The organism is Sorangium sp. So ce887, assembly GCF_051521455.1.
Taxonomy (GTDB): Bacteria; Myxococcota_A; Polyangia; order Polyangiales; family Polyangiaceae; genus Sorangium.
The window spans coordinates 4,633,893-4,656,071 of sequence record NZ_CP150354.1 but is presented as its reverse complement, the minus strand read 5'-3'; the positions used below and the strand labels follow the sequence as shown (position 1 = coordinate 4,656,071).

General features: G+C 71.1%; 16 protein-coding genes. 11 read left to right on the top strand and 5 right to left on the bottom strand.

Annotation, left to right across the window (positions count from 1 at the left end; all coding sequences use genetic code 11):
* Positions 1-2: 2 nt before the first annotated feature.
* On the bottom strand, positions 3-1,334 hold the full coding sequence (locus tag WMF36_RS17305) for an NfeD family protein (protein WP_437580710.1): 1,332 nt from the start codon (positions 1,332-1,334) through the stop codon (positions 3-5).
* Between the two features lie 199 nt (positions 1,335-1,533).
* On the opposite strand from WMF36_RS17305, the gene WMF36_RS17300 reads away from it, so the two are divergent.
* The 3 genes from WMF36_RS17300 to WMF36_RS17290 all read left to right on the top strand — a co-directional run bounded on the left by WMF36_RS17300 (position 1,534) and on the right by WMF36_RS17290 (position 7,088).
* Entirely contained in the window at positions 1,534-3,009 is a 1,476-nt protein-coding gene (locus WMF36_RS17300) for an ATP-binding protein (protein WP_437580709.1), read from the top strand.
* A gap of 193 nt (positions 3,010-3,202) precedes the next feature.
* Positions 3,203-5,038 (top strand): TrkH family potassium uptake protein, encoded by a 1,836-nt coding sequence (locus tag WMF36_RS17295; RefSeq protein ID WP_437580708.1) that lies wholly within the window; start codon positions 3,203-3,205, stop codon positions 5,036-5,038.
* A 214-nt stretch (positions 5,039-5,252) separates the two neighbouring features.
* Positions 5,253-7,088 carry a TrkH family potassium uptake protein gene (locus WMF36_RS17290; protein ID WP_437580707.1) on the top strand — a complete coding sequence of 612 codons (1,836 nt, stop codon included), beginning with the start codon at positions 5,253-5,255 and terminating at the stop codon, positions 7,086-7,088.
* Positions 7,089-7,125: 37 nt separating this feature from the next.
* Here the strand turns inward: WMF36_RS17290 and WMF36_RS17285 are convergent, their stop codons facing one another.
* The 3 genes from WMF36_RS17285 to WMF36_RS17275 all read right to left on the bottom strand — a co-directional run bounded on the left by WMF36_RS17285 (position 7,126) and on the right by WMF36_RS17275 (position 9,158).
* A complete protein-coding gene (locus WMF36_RS17285) occupies positions 7,126-8,022 on the bottom strand; it encodes a hypothetical protein (RefSeq protein ID WP_437580706.1) in 897 nt (298 codons plus the stop codon).
* A gap of 354 nt (positions 8,023-8,376) precedes the next feature.
* Positions 8,377-8,703 (bottom strand): DUF6968 family protein, encoded by a 327-nt coding sequence (locus WMF36_RS17280; RefSeq protein ID WP_437580705.1) that lies wholly within the window; start codon positions 8,701-8,703, stop codon positions 8,377-8,379.
* 71 nt (positions 8,704-8,774) lie between these two features.
* Entirely contained in the window at positions 8,775-9,158 is a 384-nt protein-coding gene (locus WMF36_RS17275; protein WP_437580704.1) for a hypothetical protein, read from the bottom strand.
* A 276-nt stretch (positions 9,159-9,434) separates the two neighbouring features.
* Between WMF36_RS17275 and WMF36_RS17270 the strand changes: the two genes are divergently transcribed.
* Positions 9,435-10,211, top strand: coding sequence for a hypothetical protein (locus tag WMF36_RS17270; protein ID WP_437580703.1), 777 nt, complete (start codon positions 9,435-9,437; stop codon positions 10,209-10,211).
* A gap of 452 nt (positions 10,212-10,663) precedes the next feature.
* Entirely contained in the window at positions 10,664-11,188 is a 525-nt protein-coding gene (locus WMF36_RS17265) for a GNAT family N-acetyltransferase (protein WP_437580702.1), read from the top strand.
* A gap of 87 nt (positions 11,189-11,275) precedes the next feature.
* Here WMF36_RS17265 and WMF36_RS17260 read toward each other — a convergent pair whose 3' ends face one another.
* Positions 11,276-12,559 (bottom strand): hypothetical protein, encoded by a 1,284-nt coding sequence (locus WMF36_RS17260; RefSeq protein WP_437580701.1) that lies wholly within the window; start codon positions 12,557-12,559, stop codon positions 11,276-11,278.
* A 260-nt stretch (positions 12,560-12,819) separates the two neighbouring features.
* On the opposite strand from WMF36_RS17260, the gene WMF36_RS17255 reads away from it, so the two are divergent.
* From WMF36_RS17255 to WMF36_RS17230, 6 genes are all read left to right on the top strand, one after another.
* Entirely contained in the window at positions 12,820-14,400 is a 1,581-nt protein-coding gene (locus WMF36_RS17255) for a CotH kinase family protein (RefSeq protein ID WP_437580700.1), read from the top strand.
* 124 nt (positions 14,401-14,524) lie between these two features.
* On the top strand, positions 14,525-15,208 hold the full coding sequence (locus tag WMF36_RS17250; RefSeq protein WP_437580699.1) for a potassium channel family protein: 684 nt from the start codon (positions 14,525-14,527) through the stop codon (positions 15,206-15,208).
* Between the two features lie 137 nt (positions 15,209-15,345).
* Positions 15,346-18,129 carry a TonB-dependent receptor domain-containing protein gene (locus WMF36_RS17245; protein WP_437580698.1) on the top strand — a complete coding sequence of 928 codons (2,784 nt, stop codon included), beginning with the start codon at positions 15,346-15,348 and terminating at the stop codon, positions 18,127-18,129.
* Positions 18,129-19,457: a hypothetical protein gene (locus WMF36_RS17240; RefSeq protein ID WP_437580697.1), complete on the top strand. Its 1,329-nt coding sequence runs from the start codon at positions 18,129-18,131 to the stop codon at positions 19,455-19,457. The genes WMF36_RS17245 and WMF36_RS17240 overlap by 1 nt, the downstream gene beginning before the upstream one ends.
* Positions 19,458-19,565: 108 nt before the next feature.
* Positions 19,566-20,648 carry a hypothetical protein gene (locus tag WMF36_RS17235; protein ID WP_437580696.1) on the top strand — a complete coding sequence of 361 codons (1,083 nt, stop codon included), beginning with the start codon at positions 19,566-19,568 and terminating at the stop codon, positions 20,646-20,648.
* A gap of 7 nt (positions 20,649-20,655) precedes the next feature.
* Positions 20,656-21,378, top strand: coding sequence for a hypothetical protein (locus tag WMF36_RS17230; protein ID WP_437580695.1), 723 nt, complete (start codon positions 20,656-20,658; stop codon positions 21,376-21,378).
* The last annotated feature ends 801 nt before the right edge of the window (positions 21,379-22,179 follow it).

Sequence of the window (22,179 nt, the reverse complement as noted above, 5' to 3'; positions counted from 1 at the left end):
CGTCACCCCCCTTCCCCTTCCGCCGCGATCCGGCGCACGACGACGCGGTTGCCTTCGACGCGGATCACCTCGACCGCCTCTCCAGCCGCGATGTACTCGGCCTCGGACACCACATCGACCCGCGCCCCGCCGATGCGCGCGATCCCGGCCGGCCGGAGCGTCGAGGCGGCGATGCCGCGCTCGCCCGGGCGCGGCCGGCTCGCCGGGGGCTCCTGGCCGGCGGCGACGTCGGCGCCGAGGCTCGTCTCCAGGACCAGCCGCCGCCCGAACGGGAGCCGCGGCAGGAAACGCAGCGCGACGAGCGCGCCGGCCAGCGCGAGCGCGATGGAGAGCGCGACCTGGGCGACGGCCTCGAGGGCGCGCTCGAGCGTCACGCCGGTGCCGACCAGGCTCATGCTCAGGCCGGCGAGCAGCGCGATCGCGCCGAGGACGCCGGCGATCCCGAAGCCGGGGATCACGAAGACCTCGAGGCCGATGAGCAGCACGCCGGCCGCGGCGAGCGCGATCTCCTCCCAGCCGACCAGGGCCAGCAGCCACTGCGCCCAGAAGAACAGCACGAGGCACGCGACGCCCACGAGCCCCGGGACGCCGAACCCCGGCGTGCGCAGCTCGAGGAGCACGCCCATCATCCCGAGGCTCAGGAGGAGCGAGCTCACGGCGGGCATCGTCAGGAACCGGAGCGCGCGCTCTGCCCAGCTCGGCGACACGGCGCGGATCTCGGCGCCCTCCAGGCCGAGCCGGGCGAGCACGGCGTCGATGTCGTCGGCCTGGGCATCCGCGACGCCGAGCGAGAGCGCCTCGGCGGTCGTGAGCGTGAGCAGCTTCCCCGGCCCCACGACCCCCTCGACGACGACGTCCTCGTCCACCATCGCCTCGGCGAGCTCCGGGGGTCGCCCGCGGCGCTCGGCGGTCGAGCGGAACTCCTTCCTGACGTACGAGGTCGCCTTCTCCCCGGCGGGCTCCATCCCCTCCGCCCCGGCGCGCACCGGCGCCGCGGCGCCCAGGGTCGCGCCGTCGGCCATGACGATCTCCTCCGCCGCGAGCGCGATGAGCGCGCCCGCCGAGATCGCCCGCGGGTCGACGAAGACGACGGTGCGGAGCGGGGTCGCGAGCAGGGCGTCCCGGATGACGATCGCCGCGTCGACGCGCCCGCCGAGCGTGTTCGTCGGCAGGATCAGCGCGCTCGCCCCTGCCGCCTCGGCCCCGGCGATCGCCCGCTTCACGAAGGCCGACACCCCGGCGTCGATCTCGCCCTCGATCGGCGCGACGTGGACCCCCGGCGCGGCCGCGGCGCGCGCCGGCGACGCGAGGAGCGCGGCGACGAGCGCGAGCACATGCGGAATCCAGCGCAGAAGCCGCGCGCACAGACGCTCTCCGATCAGCGACACGCGTCACCCCCGGCCGGAGATCTAGGGCGGGGATCGCCTCGACGGAAGCGCGCCGCTCACGCGGGCGAGCGCGGACGGCCGCGCCGTTCGGGCCGCGATGGCGCGCCCGAGTTGCCTCGAGCGCGAAACCGGACCAATCGAGGTCATGGAATCAGCAGCGACGCGGCGCCAGCCCGAGCTCCGCCGCCCCAGGCAGGTGAGCCTGAGCACCCTCCTCGGGGCCGCGACATTCGTCCTCACCGGGACCGCGGTCGCCGTCGCCGCCGCGCTCATGGTCGCCTCGACGACCATGCAAGAGGCCACCGTGATCCTCGGAGACGCGGTCGAGAGCGTCCGCCTGGCAGAGAGGCTGCAAGTCGATCTCTTCCTCGATGCGCATCAGATCGGCCGCGACGCCCGGGTGGGCAGCGGCGGAGCGATCTCCACCTTCGCGGAGCGGGAGCACGCGCTGAGGAACGGCCTCGCCGAGGCTCACCGCCACGTGAGCAGCCCGGAAGAGGGCAGCATGCTCGAGGACGCGGAGCGGCGCGTCGACGCGTACCTCACCCGGCGCCGGCCCGCCGACGCCGGCGGCGCGGCCGCCTCGCCGGCCACGCTGGCGCCGGCCGTAGACGAGCTCGCCTTCGAGGACGCGTTCGGGGCGCTCGACCGTCTGGTCGAGATCAACCTCGATCAGGCCCGCGCATCGCAGGCGTTCGTCGCGCGCCTCGACCGGCGCGCGACCACCACCGGCGTCGCGGCCGCCACCTTCTTCATCGCCGGCGCGGCCCTGGTCCTCCTCAGCGCGCGCCGGCTCGTCTACGGCCCGATCGTCGCGATCCAGGAGGCCATCGGCCGCTACGGCGCGGGGGACCGCGCCACGCGCGCGCCGGTCGTCGGGCCGCGCGAGCTCGGCGACATCGCGCGGGCCTTCAACAGCACGGCGGAGTCGCTGGAGCGCCAGCGCGAGGCGCAGTTCGCGTTCCTCGGCGGCGTGGCGCACGATCTCAGGAACCCTCTCTCGGCGCTCAAGATGTCCGTGAGCTTCCTCAACCTCGACGGTCCCCCGCCGGATCCGCGCGTCCGCCAGACCATGGCGCTCGTCGGGCGGCAGGTCGATCGCCTCGAGCGCATGGTCGGGGACCTCCTCGACGCCTCGCAGATCGAGGCGTGCAAGCTCGACCTTCGGGTCGAGGAGCGCGATCTGCGCGAGCTCGCGCAGGAGGCGGTGGAGCTCTATCGCCCGGTCTCGCCGGAGCACCCGATCGAGCTCTCGCTCCCCGAGGCGCCGGTGCTCGTCCGCTGCGATGCGACCCGGATCGAGCAGGTGCTGAACAACCTCCTGTCGAACGCGCTCAAGTACTCTCCCGCCGGCGGCCAGGTCGACGTGACGGTCCACCGGGGCAAGGACGGCGCCGAGATCGCGGTTCGCGATCGGGGGGTCGGGATCCATCCGACCGATCTGGGGCACCTCTTCGAGCCGTTCCGGCGCCTCAAGGCGTCAGCCGGCGCGATCCCGGGGACGGGCCTCGGGCTCGCCGTGGCGAAGCGCATCGTCGAGGCGCACGGCGGTCGCCTCCGCGTCGAGAGCGAGCCCGGCGCCGGCTCGGTGTTCCGGGTCGAGCTGCCGTGCGCGTCCTGACGGGGCGTGCCGCCTTCCGCCGCAGTCGCCGAGGGCGACGGCTCGGCTCGGCGGGGACGGTGGCTTGACACCGCCCGTCGCGGCAGCGTGAATGCCGAGCGTGGATCCATCGCCGAGCCCGTCGTCGCGGCCGGGTGCGCCGCGCGCTGCTCCGTCCGGCGCCCCTGCCCCGTCGCAGCTGACGGTCACCTCGATGCTCGCGCAGCCCGCGCCGGTGGTCGCCGGCGTCCTCGCCGCCACCGTCAGGCTCCGGAGGCGCGCCGCGTGGATGCGGTCGGCCCCCCTGCTGGCCGGCAGCACCGTCCTCCTCGGGTTCGACCTCGCCCTGGCGATCACGCCGCGGGTCTCGGCCGCGGTGACCGCGGTGGAGACGCTGCTCGTGCCGGCGTGGCTCGCGGCCGTGATCGCGCTCGACCGCGCGCGAAGGGCGCGCCCCGGCGCCCGGGCCGAGGCCAGGAGGCCCCGGCTCGCCCTGTTCCTGCTCGCGATCATCCTGCTGCTCGCGTGCATCGGCGAGAAGTGGCTCCTCTTGCTCGGGCATGCGGCCGAGGACCCGGGGCAACGGGGCATCGTGCTCTACCGCTCGTACACGGTGCTCGCGTTCTTCGTGGCCCTCGTGGGCTTGCTGGGGCGCCGGCCGCTCGAGCGGCTCCTGGCCACGGCCGCGGAGCACCCGGCCCGGCTCATGGCGGTGTCGTTCGGGGTCGCCACGCTGCTCGGCAGCTTCCTGCTCACCTTGCCGCAGTCGCTCCGGGACATCGCGGACGCCTCGTTCATCGACGGCCTGTTCATGTCCGCGAGCGCGGTCTGCGTGACCGGGCTCGCGGTGCACAACGTCGCCGAGACGTACACGCCGTTCGGCCAGGCGGTCCTGCTCCTCCTGGTCCAGATCGGCGGGCTCGGGATCATGGTCCTGTCGACCTTCTTCGCCATCGTGGCCGGCAGGCGGCTCAGGCTCCGCGACGCGGCGGTGATGGCCGAGATGATCGACGCCGACTCGTTCTCCCGGCTCCGCCGCAACGTCGCCGCGATCGTCCTGTTCACGCTCTGTATCGAGGCGATGGGCGCGCTCGCCTTGCTGTTCAGCTTCCTGCCCTATCACCAGATCGCCTCCGGGCCGGTCCCGGGCGAGCCCCTCTCGGGCGCCGGCGATCACCTCTGGGCGGCCGTCTTCCACTCGGTCAGCGCGTTCTGCAACGCGGGCTTCTCCCTGTTCGGCGGGGGGCTCGTCCCGCTGGTCGGCTCGCCCGCGGTCTCCGGCGTGGTGGCGGCGCTGGTGATCCTCGGCAGCCTGGGCTTTCCGGTGCACGATGAGCTCCTGACCCAGCTCCGGCTGCGGCTCCGCGGCGAGCGGTCGGCGCGGCTGTCGTTGCACAGCCGGGTCGTGCTGCTCACGACGGCGGTGCTGCTCGTGGTCGGGGCCGCGGGCTTTCTGCTGCTCGAGTGGCGCCGGTCGATGGCCGATCTGTCGTGGCCCGTGAAGGTGCTGGCGAGCTTCTTCCAGTCGGCGATGACGCGGTCGGGGGGCCTCAACACGGTGGATTTCAGCCTCATGGGCCCGGCGACCTGGATGCTCACCTGCATCCTGATGTTCATCGGCGGGGCGCCGGGGTCGACCGGGGGCGGGATCAAGCTCACGACGTTCGCCACGCTGTTCGCGACGCTGCGCGCCGAGCTGCGCGGCGACGAGGTGCCGCACCTCCTCGGGCGGACCCTGCCGGCGACCACCGTGCGCCGCGCCCTGGGGGTCGCGTTCCTCAGCGTGCTGCTCGTCTCGGGGTTCCTGCTGGTCCTGCTCGCCCTGGAGCCGCACAACCCGATGGGCGTCGCGCTGGAGGCGGTCAGCGCGTTCGCCACGGCCGGGCTGTCGGCCAACGTCACGCCGTCGCTGAGCGCGCCGGGGAAGCTGGTCATCGCGCTGGCGATGTTCATCGGGCGCATCGGGCCGCTGACCCTGGCGCTGGCGCTGGTGGACCACGCGAGGACGCGGAGCTTCCGGCTGCCGGAGGAGCGCGTGGGGATCGGGTGAGCGGGGGGAGCCGTCCTGCCTTCCCATCTTCATGTCCAGATAGAGCCACGACCGGACAGCCGCGAGCACCGCTCGGGAGGGCGGCTTGACACCGTCCGTCGCGGCGGCGTGAATGCCGAGCGTGGATCCATCGCCGAGCCCGTCATCGCGGCCGGGTGCGCCGCGCGCTGCTCCGTCCGGCGCCCCTGCCCCGTCGCAGCTGACGGTCACCTCGATGCTCGCGCAGCCCGCGCCGGCGGTCGCCGGCGTCCTCGCCGTCACCGTCAGGCTCCGGAGGCGCGCCGCGTGGATGCGGTCGGCCCCCCTGCTGGTCGGCAGCGTCATCCTCCTCGGATTCGACCTCGCCCTGGCGATCACACCGCGGGTCTCGACCGCGCTGACCGCGGTGGAGACGCTGCTCGTGCCGGCGTGGTTCGCGGCCGTGATCGCGCTGGAGCGCCTGCGCAAGGCGCGCCCCGGCGCCCGGGCCGAGGCCAGGAGGCCCCGGCTCGCCCTGTTCCTGCTCGCGATCATCCTGCTGCTCGCGTGCATCGGCGAGAAGTGGCTCCTCTTGCTCGGGCATGCGGCCGAGGACCCGGGGCAACGGGGCATCGTGCTCTACCGCTCGTACACGGTGCTCGCGTTCTTCGTGGCCCTCGTGGGCTTGCTGGGGCGCCGGCCGCTCGAGCGGCTCCTGGCCACGGCCGCGGAGCACCCGGCCCGGCTCATGGCGGTGTCGTTCGGGGTCGCCACGCTGCTCGGCAGCTTCCTGCTCACCTTGCCGCAGTCGCTCCGGGACATCGCGGACGCCTCGTTCATCGACGGCCTGTTCATGTCCGCGAGCGCGGTCTGCGTGACCGGGCTCGCGGTGCACAACGTCGCCGAGACGTACACGCCGTTCGGCCAGGCGGTCCTGCTCCTCCTGGTCCAGATCGGCGGGCTCGGGATCATGGTCCTGTCGACCTTCTTCGCCATCGTGGCCGGCAGGCGGCTCAGGCTCCGCGACGCGGCGGTGATGGCCGAGATGATCGACGCCGACTCGTTCGCGCAGCTCCGCCGCAACGTCGCCGCGATCGTCCTGTTCACGCTCGGCATCGAGGCGGTGGGCGCGCTCGCCTTGCTGTTCAGCTTCCTGCCCCACCACGAGATAGTCTCCGGGCCTGTCGCCGGCGCGCCCCTCTCGGGCGCCGGCGATCACCTCTGGGCGGCGGTCTTCCACGCGGTCAGCGCGTTCTGCAACGCGGGCTTCTCCCTGTTCGGCGGGGGGCTCGTCCCGCTGGTCGGCTCGCCCGCGGTCTCCGGCGTGGTGGCGGCGCTCGTGATCCTCGGGGGGCTCGGCTTCCCGGTGCACGAGGAGCTCCTGCGCCGGGCGAGGCTGCGGCTCCGCGGCGAGCGCCCGCCGCGGCTGTCGTTGCACAGCCGGGTCGTGCTGCTCACGACGGCGGTGCTGCTCGTTGTTGGGACCGCGGGCTTTCTGATGCTCGAGTGGCGCCGGTCGATGGGCGGCCTGTCGTGGCCGGTGAAGGTGCTGGCGAGCTTCTTCCAGTCGGCGATGACGCGGACGGCGGGCTTCAACACGGTGGATTACGGGCTCATGGGCCCGGCGACGTTGATGCTCGTCTGCATGCTGATGTTCATCGGCGGGGCGCCGGGGTCGACCGCGGGCGGGGTCAAGGTCACGACGGTCGCCACGCTGTTCGCGACGCTGCGCGCCGAGCTGCGCGGCGATGAGGCGCCGCACCTCCTCGGGCGGACGCTGCCGGCGGCCACGGTGCGCCGCGCCCTGGGGGTCGCGTTCCTGATGGTGGTGCTCGTCTCGGGGTTCTTGCTCGTGATGCTCGCCCTGGAGCCGCACAGCCCGATGGGCCTCGCCCTGGAGACGGTCAGCGCGTTCGCCACCGTCGGGCTGTCGGCGAACATCACGCCGTCGCTGAGCGCGCCGGGGAAGCTGGTCATCACGCTGGCGATGTTCATCGGCCGCATCGGGCCGCTGACCCTGGCGCTGGCGCTGGCGAACCAGGCGAGGGCGCGGAGCTACCGGCTGCCGGAGGAGCGCGTGGGGATCGGGTGAGCGGGGGACGAGGCGAGCGGGAGCCGGGGGCGAGTGCTCAGGAGCCGGTCGTGGCGAGGAGCCCCCTGGCGTCGCTGACGACGGCGGCGCGGCGGATCCAGCGGTCCAGCTCGGCGATGTCGGTGCTCGCGAGGACGCGCTCCCGGACGTCGGCGGGGACCTCGAGGCCGCGGGCCTCGAGGAAGGCGAGCACGTCGTGCGCCTTGGCTTCGAGGATCCCTTGCTGCCGCCCCTTCTCCACGCCCTTGGCTACATAGCTGCGCGCGAATTCACTCTGAAACTCGTATCCACTTTTCATCATCGCCTCCAATATCCGCCTCGCCGCTGCGTTCAGCGAGGATAGCACCAGGTCTCCGTACAGGGCGCGGCGCTCCTCATCGAGCCCGGCTGCCGCCGCCAGGAAGGCCACGCCGATCGCCTCCGCCGCCGCGCTCTGCCCGTGCGCCATCGCCGAGAGCACGGCCACCTCGGGCGCCGCCTTCGCCTGCTCGGCGTCGGTGACGACCGGGACGCCCTCGGGCCCGAGCACCAGCGGCGTCAGCGTCAAGCCGGGGTGGCCCGTGTCGATCGGCTGCGAGCACCATCGCGCCATCGCCGCTTCGATCGTCACGACGAGCAGCCGGGTCGGGCAGCGGTGCCGCGCCCTCGTCTGGACGACGTACACCGGCCAGACGTACGACTTGTCCGGGTCCACGCCGAGCTGGACCTCGACGACGATCGCCATCGCGGGCCGCCGCTGGTCGCCGACCAGCAGCACGACGATGACATCCGCCCGACGATCCGAAGGCACGATCTCGGTGAGATCGGAGGACTCGACGCGCGCCTCGGTGAAGGCCGGGACCGGCTGGCCGAGCGCGTCCTGCAGCATCTCGGCGGCCAGCGTCGGCCGGTTCTTGAACAGCTCAACCAGGGCTTCATGGGTGACTGAGGGCATGGGGCCGTCTCTCGGGTAGGTACAGGCATGCTGGTTTCTGCGGCGTTGCCGGCGCGTGCGGTGGGTCCCGCAGGGGCCGGTGCAGCCGCCTCTCATTCCTAAATTCCGGGCGGCTCCCCGGGCTCGTCACGCCAAGTGACCGCCGTGCGCCCCGACATCAGGCACAGGCCTTCACAAGAGGGCACTTGGCGGGGGATTTGGGGCAGGGTCGACGTAGGCTGGGCCACCGGATAGCGGGTGCGGCCAATGGGAGGGTACGGGAGCGGCGCCAGACCGGCTTGTCCGCCGAGATCACCGCACACCGGCAGCGAGCACGCCAAGCCGCGGTGGACACCGGCGCGAGGCAGGCGGGCTTTATGGGGTCGCCGAAGAAGTCCCGAACCCGAGGTCGTCCTCCCCGAGCCATGTCAACCTGGCGCCGGCTGGGACAAGAGCAGTCAGGACTTGCGGCACGATCCAGCATCCCGCAAGGAACGCCTGGAGCTCGTCGACACCATGAAAATGTCGAGAGTACGGTTCATCGAACCCTTCGATTTCAATCAGCACCCGGAAGTCCCCGCCCGAAACGGGATCGCGCTCTGGGAACCCGATACGAACGATGATGTCGTGAACGTCGCCCGATCCGGCCAGGGTCATCTGGAGCGTGCGCATCAGCATTCTGGGATCCGTGTACGTGTCCATGGGTCAGTCCTTGCACCTCTTGAGGCCTGCAGCAGCCCTTTGATCGCGACGAGGCGCCACGTGGTCGAGGTTCACCCTTCCGGGGGATGAATGGGCGGCTCGAGCGTTCCTCCGCCCGCAAGCTCGATCTTGTCCGCCACCATCCCAGCGATGAATCTCGTGGCATCCTGAATTGCGTACACCCAATCGGCCGTTCGTTCACAGGCGCCCACGCGTGCCCCTGGAACGACACTGAACATGTTGTGGACCTCGAGCAGGAGCTCTCTCTCGTGGCGCCAGAGCAAGCCGACGAGAGGACTCACGGCCAGCCTGGGGACGGTCCCGATCTGGATCCCACCCACGCTGACGCCACCGCTGACCTCGAAGGCCTTTGCCGACGCCGGAACCATGACGAGCGCACAGGCGCAGCCGCACAACACGAGCGCGCGCGCTTTCGTCCTCAGCCCGTGCCCCATGTCCTGCCCCGGTTCCGGAGCGTTCTCCTACCGGAGGACGGCGTCAACGGGAATCTATGCTACAATTATGTCCATGCCACCATCGCACGTGCGGTACAGGTGCAGGTCGTGCTCGGCGGATGTGCGCCTGCAGGCGACGTCCACGAGTCCTTCGACGAGGCGCACGTGTCACGCCGGCGCTCGCCGGGGTCGGCGATGCTGGACGCAGGGCGGCGCCGTCCCGCCGCGCGCGCCACGCTCGAGCCCGGGCGAGGTCTGAGGTAGGCTTGCCCGCTCATGAGCCTTCTGCTCTCGATGACCTCTTGCCCCAACTGCGGGGCGCCGCTCTCCGTCGAGCCGGGGCGGCGCAACGTCATCTGCATCTTCTGCAACACGAGTCTCTTCGTCGAGCGGCCCGCCACCGGCGCCGCCGTCGCGCAAATGAGGGCCCAGAGCGTCTCGAAAGACGACATCGAGCGCGTCAAGCAGCTGCTCGTCGACGGCAAGCGCGACGAGGCCATTGCCCACTATGCGCGGGCAGCGTCCGTGCCCAGAGACGAAGCCGAACAGGCCGTGGAGAGCGTGTTCCTCTCGGCCTACTGGACGCTCGTCCGTCACTTGCCGATCAACGGCTTCGGCGTCTTCCTCCACGCGGTCTTCGTCTTCGGGGGCGCCGGGCTCGCCGCCTGGGCCGCGACACAGGCAGTCGAGTCGCCGGCGTACCTGGCGCCCGTCGCGGCGGGGGGCCTGTTCGCGATTCTACAGCTCGCGCGGTTCCTGCGTCACCTCGCCTCCACCCTTGTCGCATCGTTCGGCTCCCTCGGCCGCGGGCGCGTCCTCCGTTGCTCGGTGGTGCGGGAGTTCGTGAAGCAAAATGGCTTCCTCGTCGTGGTCCTCTTCGAGGTCGTCCCCGACGACGGCCGTCCGGCCTTCGTCGACCAGGAGACCCTCTTCGTGGGCGAGGAGTCTCTCCGGAAGCTCTCGCCGGGCAACGTCATCCGCGTGCGCTTCGATGGCGCTCGCAAGCGCGTCTTCCCGGCCACCCCCGTCACCGTGCTGGCGACGGGGGTCTGACGCGGGGCGATCGCCGAAGAGCCGCACGGGGTACGGGCGCGGCCTGCTGCCCGCCTGTCAGCTTGAGCGCGGAAGGTCGCCGCTGAACGACCGCTATACCGCATCGCGTACGGCTCAAACGTGCAGGAGCACGCGGTCGTCGGGTACGTCGGTCAGAAACAACCGAGGTGTCCCGGCGGATGTGCAGGTGCAGGTCATGCTCGGCGGATGTGCGGAAGACCGCATGCGATGTTGGCCAGCTGGCTTTCGGGAGGTATCCCAGGCAGGCCAATCAGGCTACTGTTCAGCTGAGGAATCCCCTCAAATTTTTTCGGAAAATTCACAGGGAGGCGGGGAGACGGGGAGTAAAATCTCAGAAAAACTCCCCGCCTCCCCGCCTCCCTGTTCAATTTCCCGCTGTAAACGGGCACAAAATGAGGGGATTCCCCAGACTGTTCAGCCACCGACATCCCATGACATCCACGTTCGTGCGACAAGCCATCGAGTCCGATCTGCCTCGCCTCCCCGAGATCGAACGCTCGGCCAGCGAGGCGTTCCGGGGGACGGACCTCGACTTCGACACCCTGTCGAGCGTGACGCCGGCGGAGGGCTGGCGAGATGCGCTCCGGGCAGGGACACTCTGGGTGGTCGACGACGGCGCCGGCAACGCCATCGCGTTCCTGGGCGCCGAGGCGATCGGCGGCGAGCTCCACATTCGCGAGTTCGACGTCGCCCTCGACCGCCAGGGCCAGGGGCTCGGTCGGCGCTTGCTCGGCCATGTGATCGCGTGGGCGCGCACCGCGGAGCTCCAGGCGCTCACCCTGACCACGTTCCGGACCGTCCCCTGGAACGGGCCGTTCTATGCCGCCATGGGCTTTCGCGAGCTGTCGCCGGCCGAGATGTCCTCACGGCTCGTGGAGATCTTGAAGAAAGAGGCGCATCAAGGCCTCGACCCGGCGCAGCGCTGCGCCATGCGGCTCGACCTCGGCGCGACATGACGGCAGGCGACACGCGCCGACGCCGTGCGCCTCGCAGCGCGCGATGGCCGCCGGACGCGTGGGGAGCGTCACCAGGACTCCAGGAGATCACTCCTTCGACAGATACGCGACCATGAAGCACATCTCCTGATTCGTCCCCTCCCCCCAGGGCACGTCCTGCGGCGGGAGCTGGAACTGCCCGTCGCTCTCCGCCGTGTTGTCCCAGGTGCACTCGGCGACGAAGCGATCTCCCGTCCCCCAGCGGAGCGGCTCGTCGAACATGTAGAGCGCCTGGTGGTGGAACTCGAACTCGCCGCGCGCCGCGCACTCGTCCGCGCCGCCGTCGCGCTCGACCCAGGCGCGGTAAGAGCGGCCGAGCAGGTGCATGTGCGGCAAGAGGCCGTACACGAGCTGCGGCGGACCCTCGTTCGGCGTGCTGCTCCGCTCGGTGTGCGCCCCGGCGCCGGCGGGGATCGTGAAAGGCACCGGGCCGAACACATCCATGTAGACCTCGGCGCGGGGCGGCTCGCTCGAGAGCTGCAAGCGATATCCCGACTTGTCGAGGCTGCTCGTGCCCCTGCGACCGAAATAATGCATCTGCAGGACGAGCTGCTCGCCGGGCTCGACGCGGACGCCGGCGCCCTCCGGCAGCCGCGTCACCCCGACGCCGGGCGCCCAGCTGTGGAGGAGCTGCCAGTCGAGCTCGATGACCGGATCGCGACACGGAAACGCACGCGTCCCCGGCGCAACACCGTATCCGATGCCCGCGTCGCCCCCGAGATCCCGGTACACGGCCATGTGGTGCACCACCGCGGGATCGCCGACCGCCGCCTCGAACGCCGTGATCCAGGCCGGCGCCGTGAAGGGGTTGTCGAGGACCACGCAGAAATACTCGTTGCCGTCGTCGTCGAGCGTCACCTCGTGCGCCTCGGGCATCTCGAGCGTGGCGTCGGGAGACGCGATGGCGTCCGTCGCGCGCTGCGGCGGCGGCGCATCGGAAGGATCGCCGAGCGGAGCGCCGTCGCGCGCCCATGCGTCGAAACGAAGGCGCTCCTCGGCGGTGAGGCTCATCCGCTCCGCGCCTTCATAGCTGCGGCAGCTCGGGTCCAGCACCGGCGGCGGCATGTCCCCAGCGCCCACCCGAAGGGCCATGAGCGCGGCCAGCCGCTGCGCCGTCTCCACGTCCGTCAGCGCCACCCCGCCGACGCCCGCGCCATCGTGGCAGGAAGCACACGAGCGCTCCACGAGGGGCTGAATGTCCCGATACCACGTCACCTCCGGAGCCGGCGAAGAGGGAGTCACCCCGTCATCGCCACACCCGGCCGCCCCCACCACCCCAAAGACGAACACCGCCGCGCTCCGTGCTCTGCGCACGGCTCTGCACCACGTCATCGCACACCTCCTCTGTCCTCTCGGCTAGTTCAGGAGCCGCATCTCTCCGGCAGCCCTCTATCAATCAGCCGTTTCAAACAAACGTTTAACAGGCGGGCGACGGCGCGTCAAGGGCAGGGCCATCCTTCACCCCGGCACCGGCGGCCTCGGCCGTCCCGTGCTGCCGCAACAGCCCCGGGGAAGCCGCAACAGCCCCCGGGGAGCCGCGCCCCGCAGCGGCTACCCACACGCCGCCGCACGCGATCGCGTAAGATGCTGTCATGCGAAATTTTCACCAGTTCCTGCCGCTGACGGCGGCCCTGATCCTCGGATCGCTGCACGCATCCGGCTGCTCCGGCGAGTCGTCCGCTCCGGCGGGCGCCACGACGGGTGGGGCGTCCAGCACCGGGGATCCGCGCTGCGAGCCGTCGGGCGGCGGGCCGCACTGGCTCCTCGAGGGAGAGACCGTCACGTTTCCCGTGGCGTGCGCGAGCGGCCTTACCCTCCCCGGCGAGGCGTTCGCGCTCGACCCGCTCCCCGAGGGCGCCGCCTACGACCCTGTCGCGCGCGAGGTGACGTTCTCACCCGGGCTCGATCAGGCCGCGGTCTACGACATCGAGATCCGCGTCGCGCAGACGTCCGAGGTCGGGCGCGTCAAGATCGGCGTCGCCGACAACTGGGCCGATCCGTCGAACGTGCCCGTCGTCGATCCGGCCCGCTACCCCGAGGAGCACGGCCTGCCGGTGCTCTTCCTCTCGCCGGTCCCCGAGGCGAAGGAGTACGCCCCGGCCACGGTGATCTACCGCGGCCGTACGTACGCCGCCGAAGCAGAGCTCCGCGGCGAGAGCTCGCTCTCGTACCCGAAGCGGAGCTACACCCTCAAATTCCCCAAGAACGACAAGTTCAGCGAGCCGGGCGAGGCGGGCGGCTTCACCGATCGTCGCAAGGTCGTGCTCATCAGCACGTTCGACGACAACTCCTATGTCCGGCAGCGCCTCGCCTACGACCTCTGGAACCGGCTCGATCCGGAGCACATCCAGATCAAGACCTACAGCGCAGTCCTCTACCTCGACGGGGAGTACGCGGGGCTCTACACCGTCTCGGATCACGTCGACGGCTATCTGATGGAGGATCACGGATACTCGCAGGACGGCAACCTCTACAAAGCGGTCAGCCACGCCGCGAACTTCGCGCTGGAGAACGCGGCAGGCGAGCCGAAGGAGACGCTGCACGACGGCTTCGAGAAGAAAGAAGGGGCGCCGGCCGAGGGCGAGCCGGAGGCGTTCGCGGACCTGGAAGATCTCGTGAGCTTCGTGGCCGAGTCCGACGAGGCCACGTTCGCCTCCGAGATCGGGTCGCGGATCGATCTGCGCGACTACGAGAATTGGTGGATCTTCGCCACCTTCATCGTGGCCAACGACTCGGCCGGAAAGAACAGCTACCACTACCGCGATCCGGTCGCAGGCGGCGTCTTCCGCTACGCGCCGTGGGACTTCAACGCGAGCTTCGGCCAGTCGTGGGAGACCGTGCGCGAGTCGGCCTCCGAGCGCGTCGAGTACACGAGCGTGAACCTCCTCTTCCAGCGCCTCCTGGAGGAGCCCTCGATCGGCGACCCGCTGCGCGCCCGCTACGGGCAGGTCCTGCACGGCGCGCTCGACGACGCCGCGATCCAGGCGATCGTGGACGGCTACGTGGAGCGCATCGACGCGAGCGCGCGACGGGACGAGGCGCGGTGGGGCGAGGCGTACCGCAGCTACGAGGGCTGGAGCGGGCGCAGCGACTTCACGACGTACGAGGAGGAGATCGCGTACCTGAGGGCGTGGATCTCGGAGCGGTGGCAGCACCAGGACGGGCTCTACTGAGCGACGGCCCCCCGCGCGGCGCGGCCCGCGGCGCCCGCGCCGCGGCGCCGACCCGTGGCGCTGGCCGCGCATCCGTGCGACCTTCGCGGCGCCGCCGCGAGGGAGCGGCGCGCGACCGGAGACCATGAAATCGAAGAGCGTCCTTGTCATCGGGCTCGGCCGGTTCGGCACGTCGGTCGTCGAGACCCTGTGGAAGAACCGGGCCGAGGTGATCGCGGTCGACAACAACCCCGAGGCCGTCGACGCCGTGAAGGACAAGACCTCGGCCGCGTTCGTCGGCGACGCCACGGTCCACAAGGTGCTCGAGGGGATCGGCGCGCAGTACGCGGAGACCGCGATCGTGACCTTCGGCGAGCACTTCGAGCCGTCCGTGCTCTGCGTGGCCTCGCTCGTCCGGATGGGCGTGCGCGAGATCATCGCGCGCGCCGCCACCGATCGCCAGGCCGACATCCTGCGCGCCGTCGGCGCGACCCGCGTCATCCAGATCGAGACCGAGATGGGTCGCCGCGTCGGCGCGGACATCACCATGCCGCTCGCCCAGGACCTCCTCGATCTCGCGAGCCACTACCGCGTGGTCCCCTGGAATGCCCACGGGCCGCTCGTCGGACAGACGCTCGCCGACGCGAAGATCCGCCAGCGGTACCGGATCAACGTGCTCGGCGTGCGGCCGCACAGCAACAAGCGGCCCGGCGACAAGCCGCGGCTCGAGGCACCCACACCGGACTACGTGATCCAGGACGGCGACACGCTGCTGCTCGTGGGCGACAGCGACGACGTGAGCCGGTTCGTGGCCGAGGTCGGCGGCTGAGCAGGCCGCGTGCAGCCGGCGCGCAGCCGGAGAGCGCGCCATCCGCGGACGCGCGCGGCGCCCGATCCCGGAAGCACGGTCCCGGCTGCCTTATGCGTCTTCTCGCCTGGGCGTCGCCATGCGAGAGGGCGAGCCGCATGGCTTCCACAGCGTCCTCTGCGATGCACCTCCTCGTCTCCGAAGCGCTGCTGCTCGCGGTCGTGATGACCGGCAGCACAGCGCTCGCGCAGCCCGCCGGCGCGCCTCCGCCCGAGCCTCCGCCCGAGCCTCCGCCCTCCGAGGGGGACCCGGGCGCCGCGTCCGTTCCTCGCGGCGGAGCCGGCGCGGTCGTCGTCCCGCAGCCCGGCACGGCCCAGCCGGCGCCGCCCATCGCCATCAGCGCGCCGAAGCTGATCACGTACGCCCCGCCGGCGTATCCCGTGGAGGCCCAGCAAGCCGGCGTCGAGGGGAGCGTCATCCTCAAGCTCGACATCGACCGGACCGGGCGCGTCACCAAGGCCGAGGTCACGACGCCGGGGGGACACGGCTTCGACGAGGCCGCGCTCGCCGCGGCGCCCGGCCTCGTGTTCGAGCCGGCGCGGCGCCCGGACGGCACGCCGGCGCCCTCCCGCATCCTCTACCGGTACGGCTTCACGCTCACCCCCAAGCCCGCCGACGCGGCGGCGCCGGCGCCGCCCGCCGACGTCGAGACGGTGGTCGGGACCGTCCTGTCCGCGAGCACCGGCGAGGCGCTCCCGGACATCGCGGTCAGCCTCCTCCGGCCCGACGGCGGCCGCGAGGACGTGAAGACCGACCAGCGCGGCAAGTTCCTCTTCAAGAACCTCCCTCCCGGCAAGTACCGCGTCGAGGTCGCCGCCGCGGGGTTCGAGCCGTTCACGGCCGACGAGGACATCGCGGCGGGCGAGGCGATCGAGGTGCGCTACCGCATCTCGCTCGCGGCGCCCAAGGATGGCAAGGCGCCGGGCATCGAGGTGACCGTGCAGGGGGAGCGCCCGCCGCGCGAGGTGACCCGGAGGACGATCGAGCGCCGCGAGATCGACCGCATCCCGGGGACCGGCGGCGACGCGCTGCGCTCGCTGCAGAGCCTGCCCGGCGTCGCGCGCAGCGGGTTCGGGCTGCTCATCGTGCGCGGGTCCGCGCCCCAGGACACGCTCACGTTCATCGACCGCACCCCGGTGCCGATCATCTACCACTTCGGCGGCCTCTCCTCGGTCGTCCCGACCGAGATGCTCGAGAAGATCGACTTCTACCCGGGCAATTTCAGCGCCGTGTACGGCCGCGCCATGGGCGGTATCGTCGACGTCGGGCTCCGCTCGCCGAAGCAGGACGGCAAGTACCACGGCGTGGTCCAGCTCGATCTCATCGACGGGCGCGTGCTCCTCGAGGGGCCCGTCCCGTACCTCAAGGACTGGACGTTCATCGCGGCAGGCCGGCGGAGCTGGGTCGACGCGTGGCTCGGGCCCGTGCTCAAGGAGGCGGGCTCCAGCGTGACCCAGGCGCCGGTCTACTACGACTACCAGCTCGTCGTCGAGGGGCGCCCCTCCGCGAGCGAGCGCGTGCGCGCGAGCGTCTACGGATCGGACGACGCCTTCAAGATCACCCTGGACAAGCCGCCGGAGGACGAGCCGGCGCTGACGGGCGACTTCGGGCTGCACACCGCCTTCCAGCGCTTCCAGCTCAGCTACGAGAACCGCCTGGGGACCCGGGATCGGATCCTCTGGTCGTTGGCCCTCGGCAGGGACGTCGCCGACTTCGAGGTCGCTCCCCTCTCCTTCAACGTCACCACGACCTCGCTCGATCTGCGGCTGGAGCTCTCGCACCGGTTCGCCAGGTACCTCACGATGAACGTCGGGACCGACCTCTCGGGCGGCATCGCCACGGTCAACCTCCACGCGCCTACGGGGGGGCAGCCTGCCGGTCACCCGTCGAACCAGCCGTTCTCGACCCTCCCTGTGCAGGACCAGTCGTTCGACGGCGCGTACTCCCGGCCGGCCGCCTACGCCGAGTTCGAGATCGTCCCCTCGCCGCGCGGGCGGATCGTCCCCGGGGTGCGGGTCGACTATGCGCTCGACACGCAAACGCTCGACGTGAGCCCGAGGGTCAACGCGCGCTACGACATCCGGAGCGGCTTCCCGCGGACGACGGCCAAGGGGGGCGTGGGCCTCTACTACCAGGCGCCCCAGTTCAACGAGAGCATCGAGCCGTTCGGCAACCCGGAGCTCAAGTCGAACCGCGCCATCCACTACGGCCTCGGCGTGGAGCAGGAGATCACGCCGCAGATCGACGTGACGGTGGACGGGTTCTACAAGCAGCTCGATCGGCTGGTCGTCATGTCGCCGGAGAAGGAGGGATATGCCAACGACGGCACCGGATACGCCGTGGGCGGCGAGGTGCTCTTGAAGTACAAGCCGGACGAGCGCTTCTTTGGCTGGGCGGCCTACACCCTCTCACGGTCGGTGCGCACGGACGGCCCAGGCAAAGAGGAGTACCTCGCGCCGTGGGACCAGACGCACGTGCTGACCGTGCTCGGGAGCCTGCGGCTCGGCCGCGGCTGGGAGGTCGGCGCGCGCTTCCGGGTCGTGTCGGGCAACCTGCAGACACCCTACGTCTGCGATCCGGAGCAGAAGGGGTGCGATCCGAACCGGGTGAACGCGATCTACCACGCGTCCTCGGCCAAGTACTCGCCCATCCCGCTCGGGGGCGATTACAGCGAGAGGATGCCGGTGTTCCATCAGCTGGACATCCGCGCCGACAAGACGTGGAAATTCAAGACGTGGCAGCTCGGGCTCTACCTCGACGTGCAGAACGTCTACAACTTCCAGGCCGCCGAGGGCATCAGCTACAACTTCAACTTCACGAAGCGGGAGTACGTGACGGGGCTCCCCTTCCTGCCGACGCTCGGGCTGCGAGGAGACTTCTGATGAAACGGACCTTACTGCCCGCTCGTCGCACGCTGCTCGCCGCGCTCTCGACGCTGGCCCTTGGCATCCCCTGCTGCGCAGGGAGCAACCTGGCGCCGTCGTCGGAGGTGGAGGGGCTCCGCATCCTGGCCGTGACGGCGGACAAGCCGTACACGGCGCCGGGCGAGCCCGTGACGTTCCAGATGACGTACGCCGACCCGCCGAGCGCGACCGAGGGCGCGCCGCGGAAGGTCGAGGTCACGTGGATCGGGGGCTGCGTGAACCCACCTGTCGGGCTGGATGCGCACCTCGGATGCCTCCCGCAGTGGGCGAGCACGTATATCATGGCGGGGATCGCGCCACCGGGGCACGGAGGAGGCGGTAGCGGCGGCAGCGGCGGCAGCAACGACGGCGGCGGCGGCCGCAGCAACGACGGCGGCGGCGGCAGCGGCGGCCGCAGCAACGACGGCGGCGGCGGCAGCGGCGGCCGCAGCAACGACGGCGGCGGCGGCAGCGGCGGTGCCGGCAACGGCAGCGACGATGGGGAGGAGGAGCAGACCGCTCCCTTCGATCGACAGGAGATCGACCCGGAGAGGAGCGGCGAGCCCGATGCGGTCTCCTTTACCTGGACGCTGCCCAAGGAGATCCTCGAGCGCAAGGACGTAGCGCACACCGAGAACGGGACGACGTATTCGTCGGCCTATGTGCTGTTCGCCGTGTGCGCCGGCAAGACGCGGCTGTCCCCGGCCCTGTCCGCGGCGCTGGCAGGCGCTGACCCGTCCGCGGCGCTGGCAGACGCGGGGATTCCACTGGAGTGCGTCGATGAGGACGGGAAGGTGCTCGGTCCGGACAGCTTCGTCGTGGGCTACACGCAAGTGTATGTCTTCGAGGACGAGCGACCGAACACGAACCCGCGAATCGACGGCTTCACGCTGAAGCTGGACGACCAGGAGGTCGAGCCTGTCGAGGGCGGCCTGCCCGTCGTGAAACGGTGCGTTCAACCGGAAGCGCAGGTCCAGGGCTGCGGCCCGGCAACGCCGGAAGCCGACGACTGCACGACCTACGAGATCGACGCGATCGTGCCGTCCGACGCCGCCGAGGAGGACGTGGAGGCCGCGGCGCTCGGCGGACCGCCGGCGCGCGAGGCGATCTGGGTCGACTACTACACGGACGGGGGCGGGTTCGACGGGGCGCGGCGCCTCGTGAGCGACACGGTGACGGGCCCCCGCACGGGCCATGGGACCACGTGGACGCCGCCCTCGGAGCCGGGACGCGTGTCGCTGTGGGCGGTGATCCACGACACGCGGGGCGGCGCGAGCGTGACGCGGCGGGAGGTGCGGGTGGAGTAGCGCGCCGGGGCCGCGGCGGCGCTCGGGCGAGCGCTGCCCTGGCTCCGGGGCGAGGCCGCGCGCGCCGGCGCTTGTGCCGAGGCGCGCGCTCCCGTATCGCATCCCGGTATGCCGCCCCTCGATCTGCACGTCGCCCTGTTCGGCGCCTCCGGCGCCGGCAAGACGGTCCTCCTGGCGGCCTTCTACCGGGCGCAGACCCAGCCCTCGTTCCAGCAGGAGCACGCGTACAAGATCCAGGCGGTCAACAAGGCGCAGGGCAACCAGCTCCTCGGGCGCTTTTACCGCCTCGAAGACGGCAGGTTCCCGGACGGCAGCACGCGCTTCGACGAGTACGAGTTCGATTTCTTCCCGAGGGACCTGCCCGATCCGGCGCTCCGCATTCACTGGTACGACTACCCCGGGCGCTGGTGGGAGGACGAGCCGGTCGACGCCGACGAGCGCGAGGCGATGCGCCAGGGCCTGCTCCGGCTCGGCATGAGCCAGGTGGGCATCCTCCTCGCGGACGGCGCGAAGTACCGGAGCGAGGGCACCGGGTACATCCGGTGGCTCTTCGAGCACTTCGCCGACGAGTGCGACCGGCTGCGCCGGGCGAGCGCCGCCACGGGCAAGGAGGTGAGCTTCCCGCGGGAGTGGATCCTCGCCCTCAGCAAGGCCGATCTCTTCCCGCCGGACTACGCCGCGAGGGACTTCGAGCGCGAGGTCTGCCGGGACGCCGACGATCAGCTCGCGAAGCTCTGCTCGGTGCTCCGCGCCGAGCACGCGTTCGGACACCGCTTCATGCTGCTCTCGTCGGTCGCCGCCCCGGCCGGCGCGCAGGTCGACCCGGGGACCTCGCTCGGCGTGCGCACCCTCGCCCCCGCGATCCTTGTGAGCACCGTCGAGGGCGCGGTCCGGGAGGCGCAGGCCGCGAGAAAGGAGAAGTCGACGGGAGAGACGTTCTTCCAGGGCCTGCGCGATCTCGTGCAGTTCGTCGACTCCCTCGACGACTTCCTGCCGAAGCGATACCAGATCGTGAGCAAGATCCTGCGGTTCATCTCGATCAAGGACTTCGCGACCACCCGGCTCGACCGGCTCAAGAAGGTGCGCGAGGACGCGATCCGGAAGGGCGACACCTTCACGGCGGTCCTGACCGCCATGGTCGCGGCCCTGCGCGACGACGAGGGAGCCCGCGCCTACCACCAGAACCAGTAGGGTCGTCATGCTCGTGCGCGCGCCGCTGCCCCTCGTCGAGACATCGCGCCTCCTCTGGAGGACGCGCGGCGAGCACTGGGATTACGAGCTCATCTGCGTTCCCGAGATCCCGGCGCTCCCCGCCTGGCTCACGACGCTCGAGGCCATGATCGGCGACGCCGACGCGGGCGCCGGAGAGCTCCGCTATGGCCTGCTCGAGATCGACGGGCGCGGGCCGGAGGAGCCGCGCGCCTATCCGTACGTGGCGGCGCGGTTCCTCGATCCGGCGCGGAAGGACTGGACCGGACGGCAGGTCCAGCACTTCGCGGTCTGGTTCCCCCCGGTCCCCCCCGAAGCGGTCGAGTCGTTGCCCGGGGCGGTGCCCGCCGACTGGCACCTTCGCGTGCTCGCCGGGCTCGCGGGGACGTACGGCTCCGGCGAGGTGTTCGGGCTCCCCGAGGCGGCGATCCGCGCCTGGAAGCGGAGCCATCAGGAGAGCCGCGCGGCGAGCGCGCTGGCGATCGTCAAGCGCACGCCTCCGGTGGCGCTGCTCGACGGCGAGGCCCTGCCCGCGCGGTGGAAGAGGGTGCCGACCGTAAAAAAAAAGTCCCCGGAGCTTCCGGGCGCGGCGGGCCCCCTGGTAGCGGGAGCAGGCGCTAGCGGCAAGGGCTGGCGATTCGGCTGCTTCACGATCGGCGCGATGATGTTCGTCGCCTTCTGTCAGCTGATGATCGCTTGCGGGGCGAGCTGAGGAGGTCTGGTCCACGAGCCCGCAAACGTGGGTCAAGCTCGGGGCCCCCGCAGTGAGCCACGAAAGGACCGCGAACCGTGCCGACGCCACGCCCGTTTACCTGCCTCTCGGCACCGTCGCTGAGCCGCTCGTCAACAGCGATCCCCGACGCGGACGGAGAGGATCGCTACAACTCGGCATTTCGCGACGTGGCGCGGTGATCGACGACAACGGCTCACGCGGTGTCCTGTCCTCTCGGCCGGAGGCCGCCGCGCGCGCCCGTCCTTCACGAAATTCGCTCGGCCGCCGTCGGCTCGTCACCCCATCGCCTTCGCAGGGCGGGCCGCCGTGGCGCGCTCGGTCGCGGCGTCTCGGCGCTTGCGCGGAGGCGTTGAGCGTGACAAGCCACGTGGCATATCGCAGACGCGGCGTGACGTTCTGCGCCACAGCAAGAGGACGCAACGCGGCCAGATGCACGCGGGCATGCGCGACGGCGCATCCGGCGCGTCCCACGCAATGGGCATATCGCTCTCGAACGTAACTGCCACGGACAGCCTCGCTCTCCGGCGACAGTAAGACATCTCACAGTAGCTCCCAGTATTACTGTCTTTGGCTTGCCCGCTCCGCTCTCGCCAGGACGGGCCGCCGCGCCGCGCGCGGCGCGCCGCTCAGGAAAATCGCTCAGACCGGACGCGGCGAGCGGAACGTCTGTGTGCTCGCGTCGCGGCCGCCCGGAGGGGGTGACTCTTTCACTAGCAAAGCAGTGCCCTGCTCGACTTCTGCGCTCGATCATTGCACCTGACCAGTGACGACTCGACCCTC

What these genes read in the sequence shown, in the direction of transcription:
- WMF36_RS17265 (WP_437580702.1), top strand. Translation starts at nt 10,664, where the DNA reads ATGACATCCACGTTCGTGCGACAAGCCATCGAGTCCGATCTGCCTCGC.
- WMF36_RS17300 (WP_437580709.1), top strand. Translation starts at nt 1,534, where the DNA reads ATGGAATCAGCAGCGACGCGGCGCCAGCCCGAGCTCCGCCGCCCCAGG.
- WMF36_RS17275 (WP_437580704.1), bottom strand. Translation starts at nt 9,158, where the DNA reads ATGGGGCACGGGCTGAGGACGAAAGCGCGCGCGCTCGTGTTGTGCGGC.
- WMF36_RS17290 (WP_437580707.1), top strand. Translation starts at nt 5,253, where the DNA reads ATGCTCGCGCAGCCCGCGCCGGCGGTCGCCGGCGTCCTCGCCGTCACC.
- WMF36_RS17260 (WP_437580701.1), bottom strand. Translation starts at nt 12,559, where the DNA reads ATGACGTGGTGCAGAGCCGTGCGCAGAGCACGGAGCGCGGCGGTGTTC.
- WMF36_RS17270 (WP_437580703.1), top strand. Translation starts at nt 9,435, where the DNA reads ATGAGCCTTCTGCTCTCGATGACCTCTTGCCCCAACTGCGGGGCGCCG.
- WMF36_RS17280 (WP_437580705.1), bottom strand. Translation starts at nt 8,703, where the DNA reads ATGGACACGTACACGGATCCCAGAATGCTGATGCGCACGCTCCAGATG.
- WMF36_RS17235 (WP_437580696.1), top strand. Translation starts at nt 19,566, where the DNA reads ATGCCGCCCCTCGATCTGCACGTCGCCCTGTTCGGCGCCTCCGGCGCC.
- WMF36_RS17285 (WP_437580706.1), bottom strand. Translation starts at nt 8,022, where the DNA reads ATGCCCTCAGTCACCCATGAAGCCCTGGTTGAGCTGTTCAAGAACCGG.
- WMF36_RS17230 (WP_437580695.1), top strand. Translation starts at nt 20,656, where the DNA reads ATGCTCGTGCGCGCGCCGCTGCCCCTCGTCGAGACATCGCGCCTCCTC.
- WMF36_RS17295 (WP_437580708.1), top strand. Translation starts at nt 3,203, where the DNA reads ATGCTCGCGCAGCCCGCGCCGGTGGTCGCCGGCGTCCTCGCCGCCACC.
- WMF36_RS17245 (WP_437580698.1), top strand. Translation starts at nt 15,346, where the DNA reads ATGGCTTCCACAGCGTCCTCTGCGATGCACCTCCTCGTCTCCGAAGCG.
- WMF36_RS17240 (WP_437580697.1), top strand. Translation starts at nt 18,129, where the DNA reads ATGAAACGGACCTTACTGCCCGCTCGTCGCACGCTGCTCGCCGCGCTC.
- WMF36_RS17255 (WP_437580700.1), top strand. Translation starts at nt 12,820, where the DNA reads ATGCGAAATTTTCACCAGTTCCTGCCGCTGACGGCGGCCCTGATCCTC.
- WMF36_RS17250 (WP_437580699.1), top strand. Translation starts at nt 14,525, where the DNA reads ATGAAATCGAAGAGCGTCCTTGTCATCGGGCTCGGCCGGTTCGGCACG.